Raw genomic sequence first — 24,606 nt, 5'->3', positions numbered from 1 at the left:
GAATTCCACCGAGGTGAGAATGTTCTTCCCGAAGCTTCGCAGCATCGCCACAGCCAGGGTGATCACCCTACCAGCGACCGCCACCCTGACAGAGGCGGTGCACAGCATGCGGCGGCACAATATCCGTGATGTGGTGGTCACCCTCGGCGATGACTATCGCCTGCTGCTCTCCAGCCTGCTGCTGAAGCTGCAGATCCAGGGTGTGCCGCTGTCCACCCCCCTGGGGGATCTGCAGCTCCCTGCGCCGGCCATCCTGAACCCCGAAGAGACCGTGCTGGAGGGACTCAAGGCCATCCGCAACGAGGCCGAGCACATCTGCCTGGTCGATGCAGAGGGGGTCTTGAAAGGCATTGTCAGCTACAGCGACCTGGCCTGCAGCCTGGACCCGGAAGTGCTGGCTGAAAGCCAGAGCCTGGGGCAACTGATCCACGGCCTGCAGCCCCTCACCGTGGAGGAGAACCAGCCCGTGCGCCAGGTGATGCAGCGCATGGACCGGGATCACTTCACCCCCGCCATCGTGATCCAACAGGGCATCCCCGTGGGCATCCTCACCCAGCGGGACGTGATCCACCTCATCGATGCCAGTGCCGATCTGGATCGGCCCATTGGCGAGTACATGACCTCCCCGCTGCAGACCCTCAGCAAGGACACCACCATCTCCGAGGCACTGCGCTTCTGCCGTCAACACCGGATCAAGCGGGTGGTCGTGGTGGATGCCGATCGTCGCTTCACTGGCCTGGTGGGTCAAAAGGAGCTGGTGAGCCTGTATTACAACCGCTGGTTCAACCTGCTCAAGGACCATCAGCAGCAACTGGACCAGCTCAATCAGGAACTGAGCGACACCAACCAGGCCCTGACGAGCCTGACCGAAGAGGTGCCGGCCGGTCTGATGGTCATCGACAACGCGGGCATCATCACGCGCATCAACCAGGCCACGACGGAACTTCTGGGTTACGCATCCGACGAGGTGTTGGGGCAGAAAGCCCTGGACTTATTTCGCTGCGCACACCACAGGAATGGAGACTCCAGCTGGCTGCACTGTGACCATACCCAGAGCTGGATCCCTGCGGAACGCTGTCGGGTGTTCGAATCCCTGCGGGATGGTCAGCCGTTCGCGGGGCGCGAGGTGATGTTCAACCGGGAGGGCAGCCCGATCATCGTGGAACTCAAGGCCAAGCCCATGGCCCAGAGTCGCGGGTTCCTCCTGTTGCTGCAGGATGTCAGCGATGCGGCCTTGAAGGCGCGTCAGCTGGAGAAGGAACTGGAGCTCTTTTCCCGTGGGCCGGTGATAGTCTGCGTCTGGTTGCCCGAACCCGGCTGGCCCCTCAAGTATGTCTCCCCCAACGCCCAGGATATCCTGGGCTTCACCCGGGAGGAACTGCTCAGCGGTGGGCAAGGCTTTTCCCATCTGGGCCACGAACAGGATGTTATCCGTGTGGAAAGGGAAATCGCTGACTACCTGGCCCGGCGGGCCCCGGTCATGGAGCATCAGTATCGCCTGAGGAGAAAGGACGGCGAATACCGGCGATTTTACGACTACTCCTTCCCCGAATATGACGCCGACGGCCGTCTGGTGGCCCTGCGTGGCTACCTGCTGGACCAGACGGAACAACTGGAAACCCGAAACGCCCTGGAGGAGCAGGAAAGGCGGTTTCGCACCCTGTTCGAGCTTTATCCCGACGCCACGCTGCTGATCGACGTGGCTGATGGCCGCACTCTGGAGTTCAATACCAAGGCCCACCAGCAACTGAGCTACACCGCCGAAGAGTTCGCTGGCCTGCGCATCACGGACTACGAGGCCCTGGAAACGCCCGCCGAGGTGGCCAGGCACATACAGAGGATAAAGGCGCAAGGCCGGGACGATTTTGAAACCCGCCATCGCTGCAAGGATGGCAGCCTGATCGATGTGAACGTGACGGTCACCCTCCTGGAACTGGGCGAGCAGCCCTGCATGCTGGCCGTGTTTCGGGATATCACCCAGCGAAAGCAGGCCGAACAGCGCCTACATGACAGCGAGGACCGCCTGAAACTGGCCACCGAGGCCGCCGGAATGGGCATCTGGGACTATGACGTGGAGAAGGACCGCCTGATCTGGGATGAACGGATGTACATGCTCTACGGCGTGGATCCAGCGCAGTTCGGGCACCGATTCGACGACTGGGCCCACACCCTGATGCCCGAATCATTGTCCCGGGTTCAGCCAGCCTTCCGGGCCCTGATCCAGGACGACACGCCTTTTGATGTGCAGATCCAGATACGCCGCCCCAGTGACGGCCAGATCCGTAGCCTGCGCGGGCTGGCTCGGGCCATCCGTGACGACCAGGGCAAGGCCATCCGGGTGGTGGGGGTCAACGAGGACATCACCGAACGCATCCTGGCCGACCGCAAACTGGCCGCGGAGGAGGCCAAGTTCCGCACCCTGTTCGAACTCTCGCCAGTGGGCATCGCCATGAACGACTTCCATACGGGGGAGTTTCTGGAGTTCAACACCGCCATCAACGAGCCGGCCGGCTACAGTCCCGAGGAATTTCGTCGGCTGAGTTACTGGGAGGTCACCCCATCAGAATACCTGCCGGATGAACAGCGGGTGCTGGAGTCCATGAACCGGGCAGGCATCTACGGCCCCTTCGAAAAGGAGTACATCCGCAAGGACGGCACGCGCTACCCGGTGCTGCTCCATGGCTTCAAGACCACCACCGCAGAAGGGCGGGAAGTCATCTGGTCGATCATTCAGGACATATCGGCCGTCAAACAGGCGCAACAGGAACTCAAGGACCGTGAGGAGCGGCTGCAGCAACTGGCGGCCCATAGCCGCAACGTCACCTGGGAAATGGATGTTGAAGGGTGTTTTACCTACGTGAGCCCCGTAGCCGAGGCCGTCTGGGGGTATTCAAGTGATGAGTTGGTGGGCCACAAATACTTTTACGAACTCTACCCCGAAGCCCATCGGCCGGCCTTCAAGACCAAAGCCTTCCAGATGATTGAGCGGCGCGAGACCGTGCAAGGACTGATCAATCCCGTTAACGACAAACAGGGACGAACACTCTGGATGTCCACCCACGCCTTCCCGCTGATGGATGAACAGGGGATATTCCGGGGGTATCGGGGCAGCGACCTGGATGTCACCGAGGCCGTCGATGCCAAGCAGGCCCTGGAAGCCGAGAAAGAACGTTTCCGGGGGATTTTCGAGAAGACGGGTAGCGGCGTGGCTGTCTACCGGCCGGTAAATGATGCCCAGGACTTCGTGTTCACCGATTACAATCCCGCCGCCGAGCAGATGGACCACACATGCCGTGAGGACGTCATCGGTTACCGGCTATCGGAGCGCTTCCCCGCCGTCCATGAGATGGGGCTGATGGACGCCTTGCGCCGGGTGGCCCGTACCGGGCAGGGCGAATTCCTGCCCCTCTCCCAGTATGACGATGGGCACCTCAAGGGCTGGCGCGAAAACACGCTGTTCAAACTTTCCTCCGGCGAAGTGGTGGCCGTCTACAACGACCTCACCGAGATCAAGCAGGCACAGGAGACCGCCGAACGGGCCAATCTTGCCAAGAGTCAGTTCCTGGCCAACATGAGCCATGAAATCCGCACGCCCATGAACGCCGTGATCGGCCTGAGTGATCTGCTGCTGAGCTCGTCACTCAACGCCAAACAGCGGGATTACCTGGGCAAGATACGCGACTCGTCCCGCATGCTGCTGGGCATCATCAACGACATCCTGGATTATTCCAAGATCGAGGCCGGCAGGCTGGATCTGGAGAACCATAGCTTCCGCATCGATGATCTGCTCGATCAAATGCGCACCCTGTTTGCCTCGGCGGCCGATGCCAAGGGCATCGAACTGGTGTTCGAATTGGACACTCAGGGTTCGATCAGCGTCGAAGGCGACGCCCTGCGCCTGGGGCAGGTGCTCACCAACCTGCTCAGCAACGCCATCAAATTCACCGATCAGGGGCAGGTGGTCTTGTCCATTCGTCGGTTGGGCCGCGACGCGCAGGGCGCGCGCCTGCATTTCGAGGTGCGCGACACGGGTATCGGCATCGATGCAGAACAGCAGACACGGCTGTTCCAGGCCTTCTCACAGGTCGACACATCCACCACCCGAAAATATGGCGGCACCGGCCTCGGTCTGGTGATCAGTCGCAAGCTGCTGGAAAGGATGGGAGGCGTGTTGCAACTGGATTCCAGCCCGGGGGCCGGCAGCAGCTTCCATTTCGAACTCACCCTGCCGCTGTCACCGGATCAAGGGCTGGCATCGACACATGAATCCATAAGACCCGGGGCCCGTGTCCTGGTGGTGGACGACCATGCCACCGCGCGGATCGTGCTTAACAACATGCTTCAAAGCTATGGTTTCCAGACGCAGGAAGCCGACAGCGGAGAGGCGGCGATCAAGGCCGTGCGGGCGGCGGAACGGGCCGGCATGTCCTTTGACTTCATCCTCATGGACTGGAAGATGCCCGGCGAGCTGGATGGGTTGCAGGCACTGGATCGGTTGCATGCGCTGCGCCAGCAGGGAGATCTGCAGCAGACGACCATTCCTGCATTGATTATCAGCGCCTACAGCCAGGAGGATCTGGTGCCCCATTCGGATCGCTTCAGCGCCTTTTTGAGCAAACCTGTCACACCGCGTTCCCTGGTGGAGGCCATGAACAAGGCGGTGGCGGAACAAACCACGGAAGCATCCGTTAGTGACTTGATGCAAGTCCCATGCTTCCAGGGTCGGACCATCCTGCTGGTGGAGGACAACGCCCTGAATCAGGAAGTGGCCCGGGAGATGCTCAAGAAGACCCAGGTCCGGGTCATCCTGGCCAATGATGGCCGCGAGGCGGTGGACCAGGTGGCACAATACCCCATCGATCTGGTGCTGATGGATCTGCAGATGCCCGTCATGGACGGCTTCGAAGCCACCCGTCACATCCGCGAACGGTTCCCCGACCTGCCCATCATTGCCCTGTCGGCGGCCGTGATGGAGGATGATCGCGAGCGGGCGCGGGCCGCCGGCATGAACGACCACCTGGCCAAGCCCATCGACAGTGAGGCGCTGCTGCACACGCTGGAGAAGTGGCTGCAAAGCGACGGCATCTGCGTCGAACCCCGGGACGAAGACACCCCAGGCGCGGAGCTGCCTGATACACTGAAGGCCTTCGATCTGGCGGCGGGGCTCAAGCGCTTCGACGGCGACATAAGCCTGTATCTGCGCACCCTGCAACGCTTCGCAGCGCAGATGGAAGCGGAGTTCGACGAGCTATGCGGATGCCTGGATCAGCCCGAGAACCCCCGCACGGGGCGGATGATCCACACCCTCAAGGGCCTGGCGGGCACCATCGGCGCCCTTGATCTGGCCCACAGGGCCGGACGCCTGGAGACCATGCTGAAGGAGGGAAAGACCATTCCCGAAGACGACCTGAGTGCCTTCATGGAGGCCCTGAACACCGTCCGGGCTCAACTGGCCACCCTTCCGCAAACGCAAGGCTCTGAAGGCATTCAAGGCACGAACCCACAGCCCCCGCTACAAGCGATGCAGCATATCCTGCAATGCCTTGCCTCGGGGGAGCTGCTGGACCAACGGGAGCTGGGTCAGGTCACGTCCTACCTGGGCCAGCAGGTGGATACACGCGCCGCCCAGGAGCTGGCAGAACGGGTGGATCAATTCGATCATGATGGAGCGGCCGCGCTGCTCAAACAACTGGCCAGGCAGGCCGGCGTCAAACTTTCCTGAGGTCTGATGTGCCCCATACAAGAGCGACGGTACTGATCGTCGACGATCAACCGACCAACATCCATGCATTGGCCTCCCTGCTCAAGGGGGATTACCGGATCCTGACCGCCACGCGGGGCGAAAAGGCACTGGAACTGGCCCAGGGCAAGCAAGCTCCGGACCTGATCCTGATGGATATCGTCATGCCGGACATGGACGGCTACGAGATCTGCCGTCGACTCAAGGACAACGAGGCCACCCGGGCCATCCCGGTGATCTTCGTGACGGCCCTGGACCATGAGAAGGACGAGGAGGAAGGCCTGAACCTGGGTGCCGCCGACTATATCTCCAAGCCCTTCAGCCCGGCCGTCGTGCGTGCCCGGGTGCGCAACCAGGTGAATCTCAAGCTCAAGACAGACTTGCTGGAGAAGATCTCCCTGCAGGACGGCCTGACGGAAATACATAACCGGCGCTACTTCGACCAGAAGCTGGCAGAAGAATGGGCCCGATTGAGTCGAAATAATCAATCCCTTTCCCTGCTCATGATCGACATTGATCAGTTCAAGCCCTATAACGACCATTACGGCCATGGGGCCGGTGATGAGTGTCTCAGACGGGTGGCGCAGGCCCTGGAGCGCGTGCCTGTGCGTGCCATGGATCTGGTGGCCCGTTATGGGGGCGAGGAGTTCGTGGTGTTACTGCCGGAGACCGACGCACAAGGCGCCCGGCACGTGGCCGAGGGAATGATCGACGCGATAAGCGCCCTTGGCATCACCCATGAGTACTCGGATGTGGCGCCCCATGTCACCATCAGCGCAGGCGGTGCCACCCATTCCAGGCAGCATCCCAAGGCTTCGGCGGAAGCACTGAAAAAGGCCGCTGATACTGCCCTTTACCAGGCCAAGAAGAACGGGCGTAACCAATACCAGGCTGACACATGACAGAATTCAGGCACCTTCCCCACAGCCAGAACCCGGACGGCGAGTTGCGCCGCGTGGGCATCGAGATGGAAATGGCGGAGATCTCGCTGGATGTCATTGCCGATTCCATTGTGGATCTTTTCGGGGGCGTGCATCAGCAGGACTCTCCCTTTGAACACCACGTAACCGGAACACGATTCGGTGATTTCGGCCTGGAACTGGACAGCGACCTGCTCAAACGCCGGGAATATCTGGACTACCTGGAAAACATGGGCATCGAGATCGACCGGGACGCCGAGCCCCATGCCCTGGAGAACGCCCTGTCCCAGGTGGCCGGACTGGTGGTGCCCCATGAGGTGGTGGCCCCGCCCATCCCCCACGATGCCCTACCGGAACTGGACAGGCTGCGCCAGCGCCTGCAGCAGGAAGGGGCCAAGGGGACCCATAGCTCCCTGTTCTACGCCTTCGGCCTGCAGATCAACCTGGAGCTGGCGCGCCTGGATGCCGATCACATCCTGCATCATCTTCAGGCCTTCATGCTCCTGTATGACTGGCTGCTCAGCCATTCCCAGGCGGATCTGTCCCGGCGCCTCACGCCCTTCGTGGACCCGTTCCCCGAGGACTACCCCCGCCTGATCCTGGCGTCGGGCTATCACCCGGACCTGTCGGGCCTGATTGATGATTATCTGGCCCACAACCCCACCCGTAATCGGCCACTGGACATGCTGCCGCTGTTTGCCCATCTATCCCCGGAACAGGTGGATGCGGCGCCGGTGGAACATCATCTGATCCGCCCTCGGCCCACCTTTCACTACCGCCTGCCGGACTGTCGCATCGACGAACCGGACTGGGATCTGAGCGTGCCCTGGAACGCCTGGGTGGAGGTGGAACGCCTGGCCGCGGACCCTCAACGCCTGGGGGCCATGGCCCGTGAATACCTGGCGGCAGAACCCGAGACCCTGGCCAGCAAGGGGCAACGCTGGGTGGAAAAAGTCACCGACTGGCTGCGGAGCTGAACCATGGCGAGACCCCGCATCGGCGTCACGGGGCCGGACCGGGGCGGCGTGGCTGCCTGGATCATGACCTGGTGGGCCATCCGGCGGGCCGGCGGCAAGGCCATTCACATTACCCCTGGGCGGCCCCGCAGCTGCCAGGAACTGGACGGCCTGGTGGTGGGTGGGGGCGCGGATGTGGACCCCAGCCTCTATGGTCAGGATCCCTTGAGCCTGATCCGGGAGATCGATGCCACCGAGACCGGCTGGCGACAGCGCATCCTCGGCTTTGTGCTCTACCCCCTGCTGTGGCTGCTGCGCAGGGTGCTGTACACCAAGCTGCACGGCGGCGACGCTGACCGGGATCGTCTCGAACAGGCCCTGATCCGGGAGGCCCTGGACCGCGGGCTGCCCATCCTGGGCATCTGCCGGGGCATGCAGTTGCTGAACGTGGTGTGCGGCGGCACCCTGTACCAGAATCTGGAAGGATTTTACCGTGAACACCCCCAGGTGCGCAGCGTGCTGCCACGCAAGGTGGTCACCCTCACCGAAGGCTCGCGTATCGCCGCCCTGACCGGTAAGGACCCCCTGCCCGTCAACGCCCTGCATAATCAGGCGGTGGCAGACCTGGGCCAGGATCTGGTGGTGGCGGCCCGGGAGGCCAGCGGCGTAGTCCAGGCCATCGAGAGTCGACGCGCCCCCCTCATCCTGGGGGTGCAATGGCATCCGGAGTATCTGCCCCAGAAGGCCCGCCAGCGACGTCTGTTCCAGGGTCTGGTGGACTCCAGCCGGGACTTGTCGGCCAGGGCCCGATCCCAGTAGGATTGAGCGACCGGGCGACGGGAATCGCCCGATCCATCATCCAGGGGCCTGGCCCCGCCCACAGGGAGAGTGCATCCATGCAGGCCAAGGACGTCTTGCCGCTGAACCCCACCCCTCAGTCATCTACCCCAGACCCAAGCCAGGTCGCCCTGGCCCGGGTGGTCCAGGCCCAGGCCGGCGAGGCCCTTTGGGTGGACTGCAACGGCGCCACCCTGCCCCCCATGGGCCATGCTCAATCGACTCCCGCCCTGCGCCCCGGCGACCGGGTGCTGGTCTTGCTCCAGCCAGCCACAGGCCCGGTGATCCTGGACCGTCTCCGGCGCCATGGTGAGGCTCCGCCCTCCCAGGCGGTGACCGAACGTGACGGCCATGTGCATCTGCGAGCCGAGCGCGGCCTGTACCTGCGCTGCGGTGAATCCGCCATGACCCTGGAGCCCGAAGGGCGCATGGAGATGCGAGGCCGGGAACTGCACGGCATCATGGCGCGGCTGATGCACTTTCTGGCGGCCCGGATCCACTTCAACTGACCCGGGAGCATCGCCATGGAACGGCCTCTCTGGAAACAACATGAGGACCTGGCCCGAGCCCTGTGGGATCAACACGGTCGGCGTCAGGCGCTGCCACTGGACGATGCCGCCAGCCTGGAGCGGCTGGAGCGACGGCTGCTCACGCAATGGCTGTTACTGGGCCGTGATGCCGGAGCCGTGCTGCCCGACGACGCCTCGACCTCCGCCCACTTCCTGCGCTGCGCCGCCACCTGGGTGAGTCAGCAGCGGCCCGCCATGGAGGACGTGGTCAGTGCCTTGAGCGAGGATGCACAACACCCCTGGCGCTGGCTGCTGATTCACCTGCCTCCTGAACCACTGGGACCCTGGCTGACCACGCTGGGATCGGTGCCGACCCTGCGTCCGCTCTGCTGGGAAATCGCCCGCTGCCAGAACACCGTGCCAGCCGGGCTGCCCGAACCCTCGCCCAACGATGACCCCGACACCGTTCTGGCCCGGCTGCGCTGGATGGCAGATCATCCCCGTGCCCCGGTGATCGAGCCGAACACCCCGGGATGTCATGCCCGTGCCGCGGCACGGTATTGGTGGGTGCGCGGCGCCTGTGCCCGAGGCCGGATCTCTGCCCGGGAAGGCTTGCAGCACTTGCTGGACATGGAAAGCAGCGATGCCGTACTGCGACTCATGGGCGTGCTGGGCCTGTCCGAGGCCCTGGAAACCCTCGTCGACGCCCTGCCCCGGCATGCGGGTGCGGCATGGGGGCTGGCTTTAAACGGTACGCCGGCGGCGGTGGATGCCCTGATCGCAGGCCTGGCCCAGCCCCGTCACCTGAGTGACATTCACGCTGCCCTGGAAGCGGTCTCCGGGCTGCGCCTGCCAAGGGGGCCGCGCGGGCCCCGGCCATTGCGCGGCAACGCCGGGCCCGATCCCCAGATGATGGCCCAGGCCTGGTGGCGCAAGACGCGTCCCCGCCTTCACACTCGCCAACGCCTCTGGCAGGGGGCACCACAAACACCCGTGAGTCTGGCCCGCCATGTCATGGCCACGGCCGGGCGCGAGGCCGATGGGCTGCAGTTGCGGCTTGCCCTGGCCCTGGGGGCGCCTCCAGCGGCGCCGCGGGAACACTGGCAGTATCGACGGCGACGCCAGCTCGCCGGGCGCATCCAGGCGCTGCAGGCGGAATCCCCTCGGGAGGCCGTGCATGCATGAATTCATTGCAGTCAAAGAGGGTCGTTCATGAGGCTGGTGTTCCACCCGGACCACATTCGCCTATGCGCCGCGACCGGCAACGATCCTCTGGCGCTCTGGGCGGCAGCCGCCACACCCCTTGGCAGGGAGCAACGCCTGACCCACTCCGCCGCGCTGGCCTCGCCGGGCGGCCGTCATCAGGTGTTGCGCGGGGCGCCGGCGATGGGCGGTCAGCAGGACACCCTCAGCCGGATACAGGCACTGCTCAGAGGGGCACTGGAGCAACATCCCCTGCCCGCCCAGACCCTGGTTCTGTGGCCGTATCGCTCCACCCTGGTTGAACACTCACGGCTGCACCCACAAGCACTCTGGAACTGGATGGGCAAGGAGGGCCTGCGCCATCCAGAGGCCCGGTTGCAGCCTGTTTACCTGGATGAGTCGGCCGTCACGCTCCTGGACCATGCAGAGGAGGCATGGTCCCATCATCCGGACCGGGCATTGGTTCTGGGCGGAGCGGATAGCCTGCTGGACCCGGACACCCTGCTGGCCCTGGTGGATCAGCAGGTGCCGCTGGCCTGGGACGGCGAGGATGGCCTCGTCCCGGGTGAGGCGGCGGTCTTCATCCCTGTGCGGGATGGCGGCGATGGCGTGCGGATTCTGGGTTGGGATAGCTGCCCCACTCCGGTAGCCAGACCTGACTCTACAGGGGAGCATCCCGCCCTTGCCCAGGCGCTGGCCAGTGCCCTGACGCAGGCAGGCCTTGAGGCATCCAGCCTGGATGGCATCCTGCTGCCGCCGGGGAACGGGGCCGAAGGGGATCGGGAGTGGTGGAGTTGCCAGGTGCATCTATGGCCGTTGCGCGCCGACATCCCGGAAGGCGTGTCACTGCCCCGGGAGCCCGACGAAGATCCCTTGCCCCCGGAGCCCATCACGCCCCCCTCCCTGGATAGCGGCGCTGCCACCGGTCATGCCGGGGCCATGCAGTGGCTGCTGCAACTGGCCCTGGCTGGCATCTGGATGCGGCATACCCGAACCATCGCCCGCTCAGGTGCCTGGCCCCACGTGGCCACCACCGCAGTGCTCGACCGCCCCATGGTGGACGAGCGCGGCGCCGTCATCCTCAGCGACGAGACGGATCAGGAGGCCTGAGGCCAGGGGATCCCCGTTCCGCCCAGACCACAATACCCTCCCGGCACCTTGGCCAGATACTGCTGATGGTCGTCTTCGGCAAAATAGAAGGGCGGCGCCGGCACGATCTCGGTGGTAATGGCGCCCCGTCCTCTGGCGCTCAGAGCCTGCTGATACACATCCCGCGACTCGGCAGCCTGTCGAGCCTGGTCGTCATCATGGGTGTAGATCCCCGAACGATATTGGGTGCCCACGTCGTTGCCCTGGCGCATGCCCTGGGTGGGGTCATGGGACTGCCAGAAGAGCTTGAGCAGGTCCTGATAACTGATCCTTTGCGGATCGAACACCACTTGCACCACCTCGTTGTGGCCGGTCATCCCGCTGCACACTTCCTTGTAGGTGGGATTGGGCGTGTAGCCGCCCGCATAGCCCACGGCGGTCACATGCACCCCGGGCAACTGCCAGAAGGCCCGCTCGGCCCCCCAGAAGCAGCCCATGCCGAACAGGGCGGTCTCCATGCCTTCGGGATACGGAGGTTTCATGGGGGTGTTGAGCACCACATGGTGCTTGCTCACAGGCATGGGTTCGTCGCGGCCGGGCAGGGCCTGATCGGGACGAGGCATGGCGGTCTTGCGCATGAAAGAGAACACGGTGGGTCACCTCCCGGAGATGGATGGCGGGCTTGCCTCACTTGGAAAGCGCCGGAGCGGGAAAGTTTGGTTATTGGGGGCTGAGGTTATGGACGGGGGTTGTCCGGCTCCTCTGCTGATGACCCATCTTCTTCATTTGGGGGCGGTGCCAGGGTGAGATCGCTGGTATCCACCTCCAGAGGGGGGTCGTCCCGGGGGGTGCCCAGCGTGACGCCGGGTTCAGCCAGGGACAGCTCCGACAGATCCACCTCCAGGGGAGGTGGTTCCTCGCGATCACTGAGATCGGTACCCACGGGTGCCAGTATCCAGTCCGGCCCTGCAGGCTCCACCTGTGCAACCGGTGGGTTGGGCGACTCGTTCAGGTCGCCACTGGACGCGGGGGCCGGCGGATCCGGTTCGACGTTGGCGGGGGGCGACTCATCAGGCTCGGAGGCGCAGGCCATCAGCCGGGCCAGCACGCCGGCCTCCCTGAGGGAGGCTTGATAGCGCCTGGCCGTGACCTCGTCCACACCCTTCTTGATGACCACGGGCTTGCCCGAGAGCATCGCCGCCGCCCGCGCCTCGGGGATGCGGAACAGCCGGGCCAGATTGGCCTGGGCGGTGGCATGGTCGACGCCATCGACCAACTGCCCGGTCACCGCCACCAGATAGGCCTTGTCTCCCATGACGCCCCCTTATCACCGTTGACCGCCTTGTCATCTTCCCGATGAAAGCCGGTACACATCACTTTGCCGCCACCCAAGGGGGAGGCCCTGAATCAGAGCCCCCACGCGATGGTCACGATGCCTCGACTGTCGAGGGTTTTCCACCCCCACCAGCCATCTTCAGCTGCCATATCACCAAGGCAATCGCCAGGCCCACACCGATGATGTCGCTGACCAATTCACCGGAGATGGCCATCAGGGCACCAATGAACAACAGGAGCCGCACCACGCGACCGGCCTGTCCGAAGAACCAGCCCTGGGCCGCAGCCGCCAGCAAGAACACGCCCAGCAGGGCCGACAGGAAGCTCTGGCTGATCTGCCACCATTCACCCACCATGAGCAGGGCCGGGTGATAGAAGAAGATGAACGGCACGATAAAGGCCGCCAGACCGATCTTGAAGGCCGTCACCGAGGTGCGCATGGGCTCCGAGCCGGCGATCGCCGCGCCCGCATAGGCCGCCAGGGCCACCGGCGGGGTGATGGCCGACATCACCGCGTAGTAAAAGACAAAGAAGTGCGCCACCAGCGGCTCGACTCCCATCTGGATGAGACCCGGTGCCACCACGGAGGCGGCCACGGCATAGGCAGCGGTGGTGGGCATGCCCATGCCCAGGATCACCGAGATCCCCATGGCAAAGAACAGGGCCAGCAACTGGCTGTTGTCAGCCACCGCCAGGAGCATGGAGGAGAAGCGCAGCCCCACCCCGGTCAAGCCGATGACGCCCACAATGATACCCGCACAGGCACACACGGCAATCAACTGGATGGACATGCGGGCCGCCAGCTCCAATGCCTTGGCAGAGCCGACGAACCCCAGACGGAAGGGTGTGAGCCAGCTCACCACCACGGCACTCATCAGGGCGACGGTCCCGGCGCGGATCACCGAATACCCCATGAAGAGCGCACCGATGAGGATGATGATGGGCGCGAACAGGTAGATCTGGCGCAACAGCTTGCCCACCTTGGGCAGGTCCTTGGAGGGCAGCCCCTTCATCCCCGTCTTGGCCGCTTCAAGATCCACCATGAAGTAGACGGAGGCAAAGTACAGCACCGCCGGGATCAGGGCGGCGATGATGAGTTCGGTATAGGGGATGCCGGTGATCTCCGCCATGATGAAGGCACCCGCCCCCATCACTGGCGGCATGATCTGCCCGCCGGACGAGGCCGCCGCCTCGATGGCCCCTGCACTGCGTGGCTTATAACCCACGCGCTTCATCAGGGGGATGGTCAGGGAGCCGGTGGCCACCACGTTACCGGCCGAGGTGCCATTGATCATGCCCATCAGGCCACTGGCGAATATGGCCACCTTGGCCGGACCACCCCGGGCCCGCCCGGCGGCGGCGAAGGCGAAGTTCACGAAATAATCACCCACCTTGGAGGCCTGCAGGAAGGCGGCAAAGGCGATGAACAGGATGATGTAGGTGGAGGACACGGCCGTGGTGGGACCCAGAATGCCGTTGTCGGTGTACAGATAGGTGAAGAAGCGATCTGCCTCATAGCCGCCGTGTTCCAGCACCCCGGGTAGCCAGGGGCCGATGAATCCATACAGGATGAAGACGGCTGCAATCACCACCAGGGCCATGCCGGCCACACGCCGGGTGAGCTCCAGGATGAGCAGGATACCGGCCACCGCGACCCAGAAGTCCGGCTGGGTGGGCATCACGCCGGATCGGAATTGCAGATCCTCCAGATGGAAGACCAGGTAGGCCCCCACGGAAAGACTGGTGGCCATCAGCGACCAGTCGTACCAGCCGATGCGGTCCGAACGGGGCTTGAAGACCCAGGCGAAAAGGATGCCCAGTACCGTGGCGGCCAGCAGGGTCCAGCTGAAACTCTGGAACAGCCAGTCAGGCATGGACCATGAGTCATACCCCCATACATGGCGCATGAGGTAGGCGGCAATGATGGCACCCACGGCGTAGAGCGCCGTACCCACAGTGATCACCATGGGCAGCAACTCCAGTAGCCATCGTCGCCTGGGCGATTGATCAGAAGGCGGTACACAGGCGGCGACAATGGCGAAACCGATCACCAGGGCGCCAGCCACGTGGATGATCCGGAAGGTCCAGGTCTCCATGGGGAAGACGTTGAGGACCAACAGGTGGAAACTGGTATAGGTGAGACCCAGCGCGAACAGCAGCCAGTATTGCCAGCGGGTGAGATTACGCTGTGACGAGGTCCCTTCCTCGGCGGCGGCAGCCGCGGCGGCAACAATGTCTTTGTCTTCAGCGGGGCCCGATTTTTCGGAGCTCGTCATGGGAGAGTTCTTCTGAGCATACTGTTATGTTGACATGACACGCCGGGCGCGGATGCACGTCATCGGGGCGTCAGTAAGGTTCAGCGGCAAAGGGTTCGGGCCGCATGATGCGGCCCGAACCCTTCCATGCCATCCTGATGGCTGATCAGCTCTCGTACTCGGGCGGAATGAGGTTCTCAGGCACCTCGATGCCCCGTTCCTGGTAGTAGCGCACTGCGCCCGGATGGAACCACATGAAGCTGTTGTGTTCCATGTTCTCGGGCAAGGTTTCCGCCGCGGAGCGGTGGATGCTTCTCATGCGGTCGTTGTTGTCCAGCACCGTCTTCATGATTTCGTACACGAAGCTTTCGGGCATGTCCTTGTTGGCAATGGCGAAGTTCCACAGAGCCACGGTGGGCTGGTCTTCTTCCACGGTGCGATAGGTGCCACCGGGGATGACGATGCGGCTCACGGGGTGGTTTTCTACCATCTGGGCAATCTCTTCCTCGTTGAGGGAGAAGATGTTCACCGGCTGCTGGGCTTCGATCTGACTGAAAGCGGAGATGGGCACGCCAGCGGCAAAGGCGAAGGCATCCAGGATGCCGTCCTGTACCTGACCCACCTGGTCGGCGGCACCACCAAAGCGTACGCGCACGTTCAGACCCAGGTCCTCAAAGAAGCGCGGCCAGAACATGCTGGCGGTGCCACCCCGGGGGCCCACGCCCACACGCTTGCCATCCAGGTCGGAAATGGTCGCAATGCCGGAACGCTGCAATGCCACCACCTGCAGCGGGGTCTGATACATGGGGAACATGGCACGCACATTGCGGGTCTCAAGCCCGCGGGCCACCTGCAACTGGCCGTGCCAACCTTCAAAGGCCGGTCCCATGGTGGTCATCCCGAAATGCAGCTGGCCCTGATGCACCAGCACCATGTTCTGGGCGGGGCCACCGGTCACCTCGGCGGACATGTTGACACCGGTTGCTTCGTCAACCAGTCCTGCCCAGCCGGCACCGTAGATAAAGTAGGTTCCACCCTGAGAGGCGGTGCCTACGTTGGCCGAACGCGGCCAATCGGAGCGATCGTCGGCGGATACGGCACCGCCCAGGGCCATCGCACAGCTCAGGGCGGCCACACCCGCCCAACGCATACAACTTTTTAGCATGGCAAAACTCCTCCTGGGAGTCTGGGGACCGTTCCGGTCTCCCGTTCTTCTGGATGGTTTGAAACGTGGGCCATCCGGACAGACTGCCATGTCCCCGCCGGTCAAGCCCGATTCGGAAGATAGCATAGACCGGGTGCGGATTATTACGGATTGACGGATTCGGTTGAAGTCAATGGACGAAAATTGCAGGCGAAATGCGGAGGATTGCTTGCCGCCAGGGCCCAGCCCCCGAGGTCAGCCCTCCGGGTACGCCAGCACATCAAGCTGCTCTGCCGTCTGTTCCAGATGCGCCAGGAAGCGCTCGGCCTCGCCATCCTCCAGTTTGGCGGTCAGTCTCGACATGAGGTGTTCCTGGCGATCATGGAGCTGCCGGGCCAGGCTCATCAGGCCCGCCCGTTCGTCGGTGCGCCGGGCTGCCTGCAGATCCGGATCGTCCTGACCGCGCGCCAGGGAGAGTTCCACCATCCGCCGCATGCGCTCGGCTCCGGCCTCCTCGGAGGCCTGGGCCAGTTCCTCGGCAAACACCTGGATGTCATGAACCTCGCCCATGAGGTCCTGCATCTCCTTGAGTTCCTTGATGAGGTCCTTGCCACCCTCCAGTTCCCTGGCCACCGGTTCCAGCAGATAGCGCAGACGCTTGCCGGCAATGCGTGCCTGATGCACCTCGTCCTGGGCGACCCCCGTCTTCATCTGGTCCAGGTGAGCACGGAAATCCTCGGCGGCCTCCGTCAGGCGCAGGGCCGTGACCCGACCGAACGGCGGTGCGTCATCGTCCTTGTCCAGATCCAGTCGCTCATTCATGCGCTTGCGGAAACGCTTGAAGGCAGATGGTGTTGCCTGCCGGATATCCGCGTATTCATCACCAAGGCGATCCTGCAAACGCTCCTTCATCCACAGAAAACCCGGGCGCTGATGGGACTTGATGCGATCCTGCTGCGTCATGAGCCAGGCCAGCTGAACCTCGGTATCCCGCGCCAGCCCGGTACTGGATGCCAGGTCCTTGGCGCGCTGGCGAAGTTTTTTGGACAACCATTGCTTTGCATAGCCCTTGTGGGCCTTGAGCAGACTGCGCAGGCGCCGCAGCGCCACCCGAAAATCGTGCAGTGCCTCGGTGTCTGCGGGGTCATCCAGCCGGTCGCAGGCCGCCTGGGCCTGATCCAGATAGGTCCTGGCCAGGTGACGGACGGCGCGGGAGGCGGGTTGGGCTGCCAGGGCTTGTTTCATGGGGCTCCGGATCAATGGATATCAGGGGCAACATTAAGACCGAGGAAGATGACAGTATGATGAAAGTATGACAGCTGCGGGGAAAGTTGGGGGGAACGGGCGGCCCCAGACATCATACTCGTGCGGGGCCGCCCGGATTCAAATCCCTGCCGATCAGCCTTCCTGACGGCGGAACATGGAGTCCACCCCATAGCGGCCGGAGCCGGCGAACAGGAAGGGCACCATCACAGCGGCATATAGCAGGGCCAACTCCTTGCTTGGGCCAGCGGTGGCAAACAGCGGATCACCTCCATGGGCCATGAAGGCTGCCACCATCATGGCCCCCAGGATGGCCACCGCAGAGACCCGCGTCAGCAAACCGGCGGCCAGCAGCAACCCGCCGATCCCCTCGGCCAGCCCGGCCATCCAGGCAAAGAGTTCGGGCGAGTGGAATCCAAGCCCTTCCACCATGCCCACGAACCCCGGTGAAGGGGGCAGCTTGCCCAGCCCGTGCCCGAACGCCATCATCAGCCCCGCCGCCACCCGCAGCACGGTCATGCCCGCATCCGTGGCCATGGAGGCTGGCGTCTGGCCGCCGAAGAGCAGCTCGTTGAGATTCAATTGCATGAAGAGTCTCCTTTCGTGAGTGAGTGAGCAAGACGGGGAATCCCGGGTCGTCCATCTGCTGGGGACCCGCCGCACGCGCGCCCCCGGCCGAGAAGCGCGTTCATATCACCGACGGACGGGGACCCCCTGCGTCATCCGGACCTTACACTGAACACAGTTGTACAGTGGCCGATTTCCCGTATTGGTCCACTGCCAGCAGGGTTTTGTTCAATTCGATCTTTATCTTCAGCTTTTTGGGGGGAACACAGCATGAACAGGAAGTCGATCAAACTCGCCGTTGTCGTGATGTCCGTAGGGCTGCTGACCGCCGGGGGGGCGGCACAGGCGGGCTCCTTCGCCCTGGGGGCCAAGGTGGGGACCACGGGCCTGGGCCTGGAAGGCACCTACGGCCTGCGCGAGAACGTGAATCTGCGCGGCGGGCTGTACGGCTTCACCTACAGCACCGATGTGGAGGAGACCGATGTGGACTACGACGCCGATCTCAAGCTGCGCAGCGCTGCGCTGCTGGCGGATTGGCATCCGTTCAATGGCGGTTTCCGCTTGAGTGCCGGGGCGTATTACAACGGCAATGAGCTGACCGGTAAGGCCCAGGGTGAGCTTGATATTGGCGATGACGGCCCTTATCAAGGCTCGCTGGATGCCACCATTGACTGGCGCAGCTTTGCCCCCTACCTGGGCATTGGTTATGGCAATGCGGTCCAGGGTGGGCGCTGGTCCTTTGCCTTTGACGCGGGTGTGATGTTCACGGGGTCACCGGATGTCAGCCTTAAGGGGCGGGTCAACGACCCTGCCCTTCAAGACGAATTCGACCAAGACGTGCGTAGGGAGCAGGAAGAACTCCAGGACGATCTGGACGACTTCAAGTACTACCCGGTCGTGAGCCTGGGCGTGACCTACCGCTTCTGACCCCTGCCGCCCCAGGCCGCGCCGTCCATGGGGCGGCGCGGCGCCTCAACCCACACGGCCGTACTCCTGGGAGCCGGTCAGCCAGCGGTCGATCAGCGGGTCCACATGGTCCGGGTGTTCGGCGGTGAGGCGGGTGGCGGCGATCTTCACGTCCTCCAGCATGTCCTGATCACGGACGATGTCGGCGATGCGAAACTGCATCATCCCGGTCTGACGCGTCCCCAGCACCTCGCCGGGGCCGCGCAGATCCAGGTCGATGCGGGCGATCTCGAAGCCATCAGTGCTGTTACGCAACGCCTCCAGACGCCGGTGGGCCGTCTGGGACAGGGGCGGGTGATACATGAGCACACAGGCACTGGCCGCCTCGCCGCGCCCCACGCGCCCCCGCAACTGATGCAGCTGGGCCAGGCCCAGACGCTCGGCATTCTCGATGATCATCAGTGACGCATTGGGCACATCCACGCCCACCTCGATCACCGTGGTGGCCACCAGCAACTGCACCTCCCCGGCCTTGAACCGGGCCATCACCGCCTCCTTGTCCCGGGGCTTCATGCGCCCGTGCACCAACCCCACACGGATGCCCTCCAGGGCCTCCTCCAGCTGGGCATGGGTATCCTCCGCCGCCTGGGCCTGCAGCACATCGGATTCCTCCACCAGGGTACACACCCAATAGGCCTGGCGCCCCTCGCCAATGGCGTGGTGAATGCGCTGCACCACCTCATCGCGCCGGTCATCACTCAGAGCCACGGTCTTGATGGGCGTGCGCCCCGGCGGCAGTTCGTCGATGACGGAATAGTCCAGGTCCGCATAGGCGGTCATGGCCAGGGTGCGGGGGATGGGCGTGGCCGTCATGATCAACTGGTGGGGCAGACGCCCGTCCCGGGCACCCTTCTCCCTAAGGGCCATGCGCTGGTGCACCCCGAAACGATGCTGCTCATCCACCACCACCAGGGCCAGATCCCGGAAAGTCACGTCCCCCTGGAACAGGGCATGGGTGCCCACCGCCACGGCGGCCCGCCCGGAGGCCAGCGCCTCGCTGGCTTCGCGGCGGGAGCGTGCCCCCTGCTTGCCGGAAAACCAGGCCACCTCAACGCCCAGGGGCTCCAGCAGGGCCTTGAAGTTGCGGTGATGCTGTTCGGCCAGAATCTCCGTGGGCGCCATCACCGCCGCCTGATAACCCGCCTCCACCGCATGCAGACAGGCGGCCACGGCCACCAGGGTCTTGCCCGCCCCCACGTCCCCCTGCACCAGACGCAACATGGGATGGGGTCGGGCCATGTCAGTGACCAGTTCACGGATCACCCGCTGCTGAGCCCCGGTGAGCGGGAACGGCAGGCTGTCCAGTAATCGCTGCAGGAGTTGGCCGGCCACCCGCACCGGAGGGGCGGGCTGATCCGTGGTCCGCGCCCTGACGCGCCCCAGGCTCAGGTGATGAGCCACCAGTTCCTCGAAGGCCAGGCGCCGCTGAGCCGGATGACAGCCTTCCAGCAGGCTGGACACGGGGGCATCCGGGGGCGGGCGGTGCACGGTACGCAGGGCCGTGACCAGATCCGGCAGGCCCGCCGAATCGAGGATAGGCGGCGGCAGCCACTCCGGGATCCGGTCCAGGCGAGCCAGGGCTTCATCGGTGAGCCGGCGCAGGCTCATCTGATGCAGGCCCTCGGTGGTGGGATAGATGGGCGTGAGGGATTCTTCCACCACCGCCTCGCCCTCACGCAGGATGCGGTACTCGGGATGCACCAGCTCCATGCCCGCCTTACCCATGCGGGCCTCGCCAAAACAGCGCAGGCGCGTGCCCCGGGCCATGGCCTGCTGCTGGGCACCGGAGAAATGGAAGAACCTCAGGGTGACCCCACCGGTGCCATCGCCCAGATGCACCAGCAGCATGCGCCGGGAACGGGCCACCACCTCGGTGTGATCCACCTCCCCTTCCACCACCCCCTCGTCCCCGGGCCGCAGGCTGCCGATGGGCACGAGGCGGGTGCGATCCTGATAGCGGGCCGGCAGGTGGAACAGCAGGTCGGTGACGGTGGCGATGCCCAGGCGCTCCAGCCGGGCAGCCATCTTCGGACCCACGCCCTTGAGGGCGGTGATGGGTTCAGTCATGGGTGCGTCCGTTGCGTGGGGGAGTCAGGCTTACTCCAGGACCATGATGGCATCCATCTCCACCTGCGCGCCCTTGGGCAGGCTGGCCACGCCGATGGCGGCGCGGGCCGGATAGGGCTCGGCAAAGTACTGGCTCATGATCTCGTTGACGATGGCAAAATGTCCCAGGTCAGTGAGAAAGATATTGAGTTTGGCAATATCGTTGAGATCCCCTCCCGCGGCCTCGGCCACCGCCGACAGGTTATCGAAGACGCGGCGCACCTGGTCCTCGATGGGCCCATCCACCAGCTCCATGGTCTCGGGGATGAGCGGGATCTGGCCCGACAGGTACACGGTGCTGCCCGTTTTCACTGCCTGTGAATAGGGGCCGATGGCCTGAGGGGCCTTGGGGGTGGCGATGATCTCGCGTGCCATGGGGACTCCTTATGGGTCATGATGGGTTGTCTATTATCTCATGCTACCCGGGCAATACCGTCTCCCGCGCCAGCAGGTCCTCCAGGGTCTCGCGCCGGGTGATCACATGGGCACGATTACCCTCCACCATCACCTCGGCGGCCCGGGCCCGGGTATTGTAGTTGGAACTCATCACATAACCGTAGGCACCGGCGGAGCGTACCGCCAGCAGATCCCCCTGCTCCAGCACCAGCGAGCGCCCCTTGCCCAGGAAGTCGCCGGTCTCGCAGACAGGACCCACCACATCATATTCACGGCTTTCACCGCTGCGGGGGCGCACCGGCAGGATATCCATCCAGGCGTCGTACAGGGCCGGGCGGATGAGATCGTTCATGGCCGCATCCACAATGGCAAAATCCTTGTGGCGGGTGGGCTTGAGGTACTCCACGCGGGTGACCAGCACCCCGGCATTACCGGCAATGGCCCGACCGGGCTCCAGCAGGATCTCGTAGCCGGTGTCCTTGAGCTCCGCCAGCATCGCCTGAGCATAGTCGCGCGGCGAGGGCGGCGTCTCGTTCTGGTAACGGATGCCCAGGCCGCCTCCCAGATCCAGGTGCTCCAGTTGAATACCCTCTGCCTGCAGGGCCCGGGTGAGCAGAATCACCCGCCGCAGGGCATCCACGAACGGATCCAGGGACGTGAGCTGGGAACCAATGTGGCAATCCAGTCCCGTGACCCTCAGATGGGGCAGAGCGGCCGCCTGGCGGTAGAGATCCAGGGCATCTTCCACATCCACCCCGAACTTGTTCTCCTTCAGGCCGGTGGAGATATAAGGGTGAGTACCGGCATCCACATCGGGATTCACGCGGATGGAGACCGGCGCGATCATGTCCAGCGCCCCCGCCTCCCGGTTCAGGCGCTCCAGTTCCGCCACCGATTCCACGTTGAAACAGCGGATACCCACCTCCAGCGCCCGGCGCATCTCCCCCACCTGCTTGCCCACACCCGAGAACACCACGCGCCCGGGATCGCCACCGGCCCGCAGCACCCGCTCCAGCTCGCCACCGGAGACGATATCGAAACCCGCCCCCAGACGTGCCAGCACGTTCAGCACCGCCAGGCTGGAATTGGCCTTCACGGCGTAGCACACCAGATGGGGGTGATCCCCCAGGGCATCGTCAAAGGCCTTCCAGTGTCGCTCCAGCGTGGCCCGGGAATACACGTAGAGGGGCGTGCCATGGGCTTCGGCCAGAGCCTGCAGACTCACGTCCTCGGCACAGAGAACGCCGTCCTGGTAATTGAAATGATCCATCCGTCGATATCCGGTTCGGGGGCGGGCCGATGGCCCGGTGGGTTGCGTGTGGTAATGGATTGAAGGGCCTAGGGGTCGGCCCGTTGAGTCTCATCATCGGGCAGGTACAGGTCGCCACGCTGACCACAACTGGACAGCATGCTGGCCGTCCCCAGAATCACGACCACGGCGATGAGCAACAGATTGGACCAGCAAAAACGCATGGTATGCACCTCATGAGTCAGGGGAAGCCTCGGCATCCCGGTAAGCCACATCCACCACCTCGTAGCGGACGACCCCGCCGGGCGTTTCCACCTCCACCTCGTCGTCCAGGTGCTTGCCCAGTAGCGCCCGGGCCACGGGGGAATCCAGGCTGATCCAGCCCCGCTCCGGGTCAAACTCATCGGCACCGACGATGCGGTAGAGCACCTCCCGACCCGAGGTATCGGCCAGGGTGACCCAGGCACCGAAGAAGACACGGGCCTGATCCGTCGGGGGATCGCGTACCACCTGCAGGGACGGTATTCGCTTCTGCAGGTAGCGGATGCGCCGGTCGATCTCCCGCAATTCCTTCTTGCGATAGATATATTCGGCATTCTCCGAGCGATCGCCCTCGGCCGCTGCGGCGGACAGGTGGCGGGTCACATCGGCGCGGCGCGTCCAAAGACCCTGCAGCTCCGCCTCAAGGGCCGCGTGACCCTCGGCGGTGATGTGGGGGGATGAACGGGGTTGCGGCGGGCGCCAGCGTGCCATCAGAAGAAAACCTTATCAATCCGATATTTCATCACGGCCTCGGGCCTCAGATAGGACGCCAGGTGTCGTAGCCACAGCTCCAGCAGTGGAACAGGGCCTCCCGGCCACCGTCACGATCCTGACTGTCCCGCACCTCTCCCGGCACCGCATACAGGGAACGCAGGGTGCAGCAGGGACACTTCTCCGCATCGCCATCCGGCTCCCGGGTGACCGCGTGGCCCGGCGAGGACTCTGACTGGCGCGGGTCCAGGGCCTGCTCAAGGCCGGCCAACTCGCCGCTCAACTGCGCGACAAGATCCCGCACATGGGCATCCGCCTCGCCGGCGGCGGACTGCAGGGCATCCAGATGCCTGCGCATGGAGACCAACCTTTGACGAACATTGCTCATGACAGGGTGCTCCCGGGACAAACGGACCTGGAATACATGGCCGGAAACTGCCAGCCAGTAAAACGCTCAGCTGCCTGACATCTCCTGCGCCGTGTGGGTCACCACCCGGTTGAGGGTGGTGCGGCATTGGACAATCTCCCCCAGCACAATGATGGCCGGCGCCTCCAGGCGCTCCCGGGTGATGGTCTCCAGCAGGGTCGCCCGCGTGGCGATCACCACCCGTTCCTGGGGCGTGGTGGCCGAGGTCACCACGGCGGCCGGCGTGTCTGCTGCCATGCCCCCATCGGTGAGGCCCTGAAGGATATGGGGCAGGTTCTTGATGGCCATGTAAAGCACCACGGGCTGTCCCAGGCGAGCCACCAGGGTCCAGTCGATGCCCTCCGGCGTGGGCTTGCGCCCGGCCCCATGGCCGGTGGCCAGGAACACCGCCTGATTCACACCCCGACAGGTGGCCGGAATGCCCACGGCACTCAATCCGGCCAGACCCGAGGTGAGGCCGGGAATCACGCGATTGGGAATCCCCTCCTCCAGCAGCGCAGCCACTTCCTCGCCCCCCGACCGAACATGAAGGGGTCGCCCCCCTTGAGGCGCACCACGCGAAAACCGCGCCGGGCCTGATCCACCAGGGTGGCCGTGATGTCGTCCTGATGAGTGGAGGGTTTGCCGCCACGTTTGCCGGCAAAGATGCGTACCGCGTCGGGGCGCACCATGGCCAGGGTTCTGGGGTCGATCAGGGCATCATGCACCAGCACATCCGCCTGCAACAGGGCCGAGAGCGCGTGCAGGGTCAGCAGCCCCGGATCACCCGGCCCGGCACCCACGATCCACACCTCGCCCGGGCGCATGCGCGGTAGCCCCGGGATCAGGGCGTCCAGTGTATCCAGCGCCGTACCCATGACGGGATGGCTTGTCCGGGACAGTGAATTCATC

22 protein-coding genes are annotated in these 24,606 nt (G+C 64.3%); 8 read left to right on the top strand and 14 right to left on the bottom strand.

From position 1 onward, the window contains the following. Positions 1-19 precede the first annotated feature (19 nt). The 7 genes from ECTOBSL9_RS05525 to ECTOBSL9_RS05495 all read left to right on the top strand — a co-directional run bounded on the left by ECTOBSL9_RS05525 (position 20) and on the right by ECTOBSL9_RS05495 (position 11,275). The gene (locus ECTOBSL9_RS05525; RefSeq protein WP_063464228.1) at positions 20-5,722 is read left to right on the top strand and encodes a PAS domain S-box protein; all 5,703 of its coding nucleotides are present in this window, start codon (positions 20-22) and stop codon (positions 5,720-5,722) included. Further along, complete coding sequence (locus ECTOBSL9_RS05520) at positions 5,719-6,642, top strand: diguanylate cyclase (protein WP_371259017.1); 924 nt, start codon at positions 5,719-5,721, stop codon at positions 6,640-6,642. Before ECTOBSL9_RS05525 ends, ECTOBSL9_RS05520 begins: the two co-directional genes overlap by 4 nt. Further along, positions 6,639-7,637: an amidoligase family protein gene (locus ECTOBSL9_RS05515; RefSeq protein WP_063464226.1), complete on the top strand. Its 999-nt coding sequence runs from the start codon at positions 6,639-6,641 to the stop codon at positions 7,635-7,637. Before ECTOBSL9_RS05520 ends, ECTOBSL9_RS05515 begins: the two co-directional genes overlap by 4 nt. Before the next feature lie 3 nt (positions 7,638-7,640). Beyond that, positions 7,641-8,435, top strand: a complete 795-nt coding sequence (locus ECTOBSL9_RS05510) for a gamma-glutamyl-gamma-aminobutyrate hydrolase family protein (RefSeq protein WP_063464225.1) — start codon at positions 7,641-7,643, stop codon at positions 8,433-8,435. A 77-nt stretch (positions 8,436-8,512) separates the two neighbouring features. Beyond that, positions 8,513-8,962: a hypothetical protein gene (locus ECTOBSL9_RS05505; RefSeq protein ID WP_063464224.1), complete on the top strand. Its 450-nt coding sequence runs from the start codon at positions 8,513-8,515 to the stop codon at positions 8,960-8,962. A gap of 15 nt (positions 8,963-8,977) precedes the next feature. Beyond that, on the top strand, positions 8,978-10,147 hold the full coding sequence (locus ECTOBSL9_RS05500; RefSeq protein WP_063464223.1) for a hypothetical protein: 1,170 nt from the start codon (positions 8,978-8,980) through the stop codon (positions 10,145-10,147). A 27-nt stretch (positions 10,148-10,174) separates the two neighbouring features. Then, positions 10,175-11,275: a hypothetical protein gene (locus tag ECTOBSL9_RS05495; RefSeq protein ID WP_063464222.1), complete on the top strand. Its 1,101-nt coding sequence runs from the start codon at positions 10,175-10,177 to the stop codon at positions 11,273-11,275. On the opposite strand, the gene msrA is transcribed toward ECTOBSL9_RS05495, so the two are convergent. From msrA to ECTOBSL9_RS05465, 6 genes are all read right to left on the bottom strand, one after another. Then, a complete protein-coding gene (gene msrA / locus ECTOBSL9_RS05490) occupies positions 11,263-11,904 on the bottom strand; it encodes a peptide-methionine (S)-S-oxide reductase MsrA (RefSeq protein WP_205631995.1) in 642 nt (213 codons plus the stop codon). The genes ECTOBSL9_RS05495 and msrA overlap by 13 nt on opposite strands. 86 nt (positions 11,905-11,990) lie before the next feature. After that, complete coding sequence (locus ECTOBSL9_RS05485; RefSeq protein ID WP_063464221.1) at positions 11,991-12,569, bottom strand: hypothetical protein; 579 nt, start codon at positions 12,567-12,569, stop codon at positions 11,991-11,993. A 112-nt stretch (positions 12,570-12,681) separates the two neighbouring features. Beyond that, positions 12,682-14,865: a TRAP transporter permease gene (locus ECTOBSL9_RS05480; protein WP_063464220.1), complete on the bottom strand. Its 2,184-nt coding sequence runs from the start codon at positions 14,863-14,865 to the stop codon at positions 12,682-12,684. 145 nt (positions 14,866-15,010) lie between these two features. Then, complete coding sequence (locus ECTOBSL9_RS05475) at positions 15,011-16,009, bottom strand: TAXI family TRAP transporter solute-binding subunit (RefSeq protein ID WP_063464219.1); 999 nt, start codon at positions 16,007-16,009, stop codon at positions 15,011-15,013. A 234-nt stretch (positions 16,010-16,243) separates the two neighbouring features. After that, the gene (locus ECTOBSL9_RS05470; protein ID WP_063464218.1) at positions 16,244-17,233 is read right to left on the bottom strand and encodes a CHAD domain-containing protein; all 990 of its coding nucleotides are present in this window, start codon (positions 17,231-17,233) and stop codon (positions 16,244-16,246) included. A gap of 153 nt (positions 17,234-17,386) precedes the next feature. Then, positions 17,387-17,839 (bottom strand): DoxX family protein, encoded by a 453-nt coding sequence (locus tag ECTOBSL9_RS05465; protein WP_082829761.1) that lies wholly within the window; start codon positions 17,837-17,839, stop codon positions 17,387-17,389. A gap of 249 nt (positions 17,840-18,088) precedes the next feature. Between ECTOBSL9_RS05465 and ECTOBSL9_RS05460 the strand changes: the two genes are divergently transcribed. After that, complete coding sequence (locus tag ECTOBSL9_RS05460) at positions 18,089-18,745, top strand: hypothetical protein (RefSeq protein WP_063464217.1); 657 nt, start codon at positions 18,089-18,091, stop codon at positions 18,743-18,745. A gap of 45 nt (positions 18,746-18,790) precedes the next feature. Here the strand turns inward: ECTOBSL9_RS05460 and recG are convergent, their stop codons facing one another. The 8 genes from recG to ECTOBSL9_RS17810 all read right to left on the bottom strand — a co-directional run bounded on the left by recG (position 18,791) and on the right by ECTOBSL9_RS17810 (position 24,605). Beyond that, on the bottom strand, positions 18,791-20,851 hold the full coding sequence (gene recG / locus ECTOBSL9_RS05455; protein WP_063464216.1) for an ATP-dependent DNA helicase RecG: 2,061 nt from the start codon (positions 20,849-20,851) through the stop codon (positions 18,791-18,793). A gap of 30 nt (positions 20,852-20,881) precedes the next feature. Then, entirely contained in the window at positions 20,882-21,265 is a 384-nt protein-coding gene (locus ECTOBSL9_RS05450; protein ID WP_063464215.1) for a RidA family protein, read from the bottom strand. A 43-nt stretch (positions 21,266-21,308) separates the two neighbouring features. Next, positions 21,309-22,556, bottom strand: coding sequence for a diaminopimelate decarboxylase (lysA, locus tag ECTOBSL9_RS05445; protein WP_063464214.1), 1,248 nt, complete (start codon positions 22,554-22,556; stop codon positions 21,309-21,311). Positions 22,557-22,624: 68 nt separating this feature from the next. Beyond that, positions 22,625-22,759 (bottom strand): lipoprotein, encoded by a 135-nt coding sequence (locus ECTOBSL9_RS16435; RefSeq protein WP_082829760.1) that lies wholly within the window; start codon positions 22,757-22,759, stop codon positions 22,625-22,627. Between the two features lie 10 nt (positions 22,760-22,769). After that, a complete protein-coding gene (gene greB / locus ECTOBSL9_RS05440) occupies positions 22,770-23,288 on the bottom strand; it encodes a transcription elongation factor GreB (RefSeq protein WP_063464213.1) in 519 nt (172 codons plus the stop codon). A gap of 46 nt (positions 23,289-23,334) precedes the next feature. After that, positions 23,335-23,676 carry a hypothetical protein gene (locus ECTOBSL9_RS05435; RefSeq protein ID WP_156500045.1) on the bottom strand — a complete coding sequence of 114 codons (342 nt, stop codon included), beginning with the start codon at positions 23,674-23,676 and terminating at the stop codon, positions 23,335-23,337. A gap of 66 nt (positions 23,677-23,742) precedes the next feature. Beyond that, positions 23,743-24,219: a uroporphyrinogen-III C-methyltransferase gene (locus tag ECTOBSL9_RS17815; protein WP_371259002.1), complete on the bottom strand. Its 477-nt coding sequence runs from the start codon at positions 24,217-24,219 to the stop codon at positions 23,743-23,745. Then, complete coding sequence (locus ECTOBSL9_RS17810; RefSeq protein WP_371259001.1) at positions 24,180-24,605, bottom strand: uroporphyrinogen-III C-methyltransferase; 426 nt, start codon at positions 24,603-24,605, stop codon at positions 24,180-24,182. The genes ECTOBSL9_RS17815 and ECTOBSL9_RS17810 overlap by 40 nt, the downstream gene beginning before the upstream one ends. Between the last annotated feature and the right edge of the window lies 1 nt (position 24,606).

Source organism: Ectothiorhodospira sp. BSL-9, assembly GCF_001632845.1.
Lineage (GTDB): Bacteria > Pseudomonadota > Gammaproteobacteria > Ectothiorhodospirales > Ectothiorhodospiraceae > Ectothiorhodospira.
Note: the sequence above shows the minus strand (reverse complement) of the source record. Positions and strands in the feature narration are given on the sequence as shown.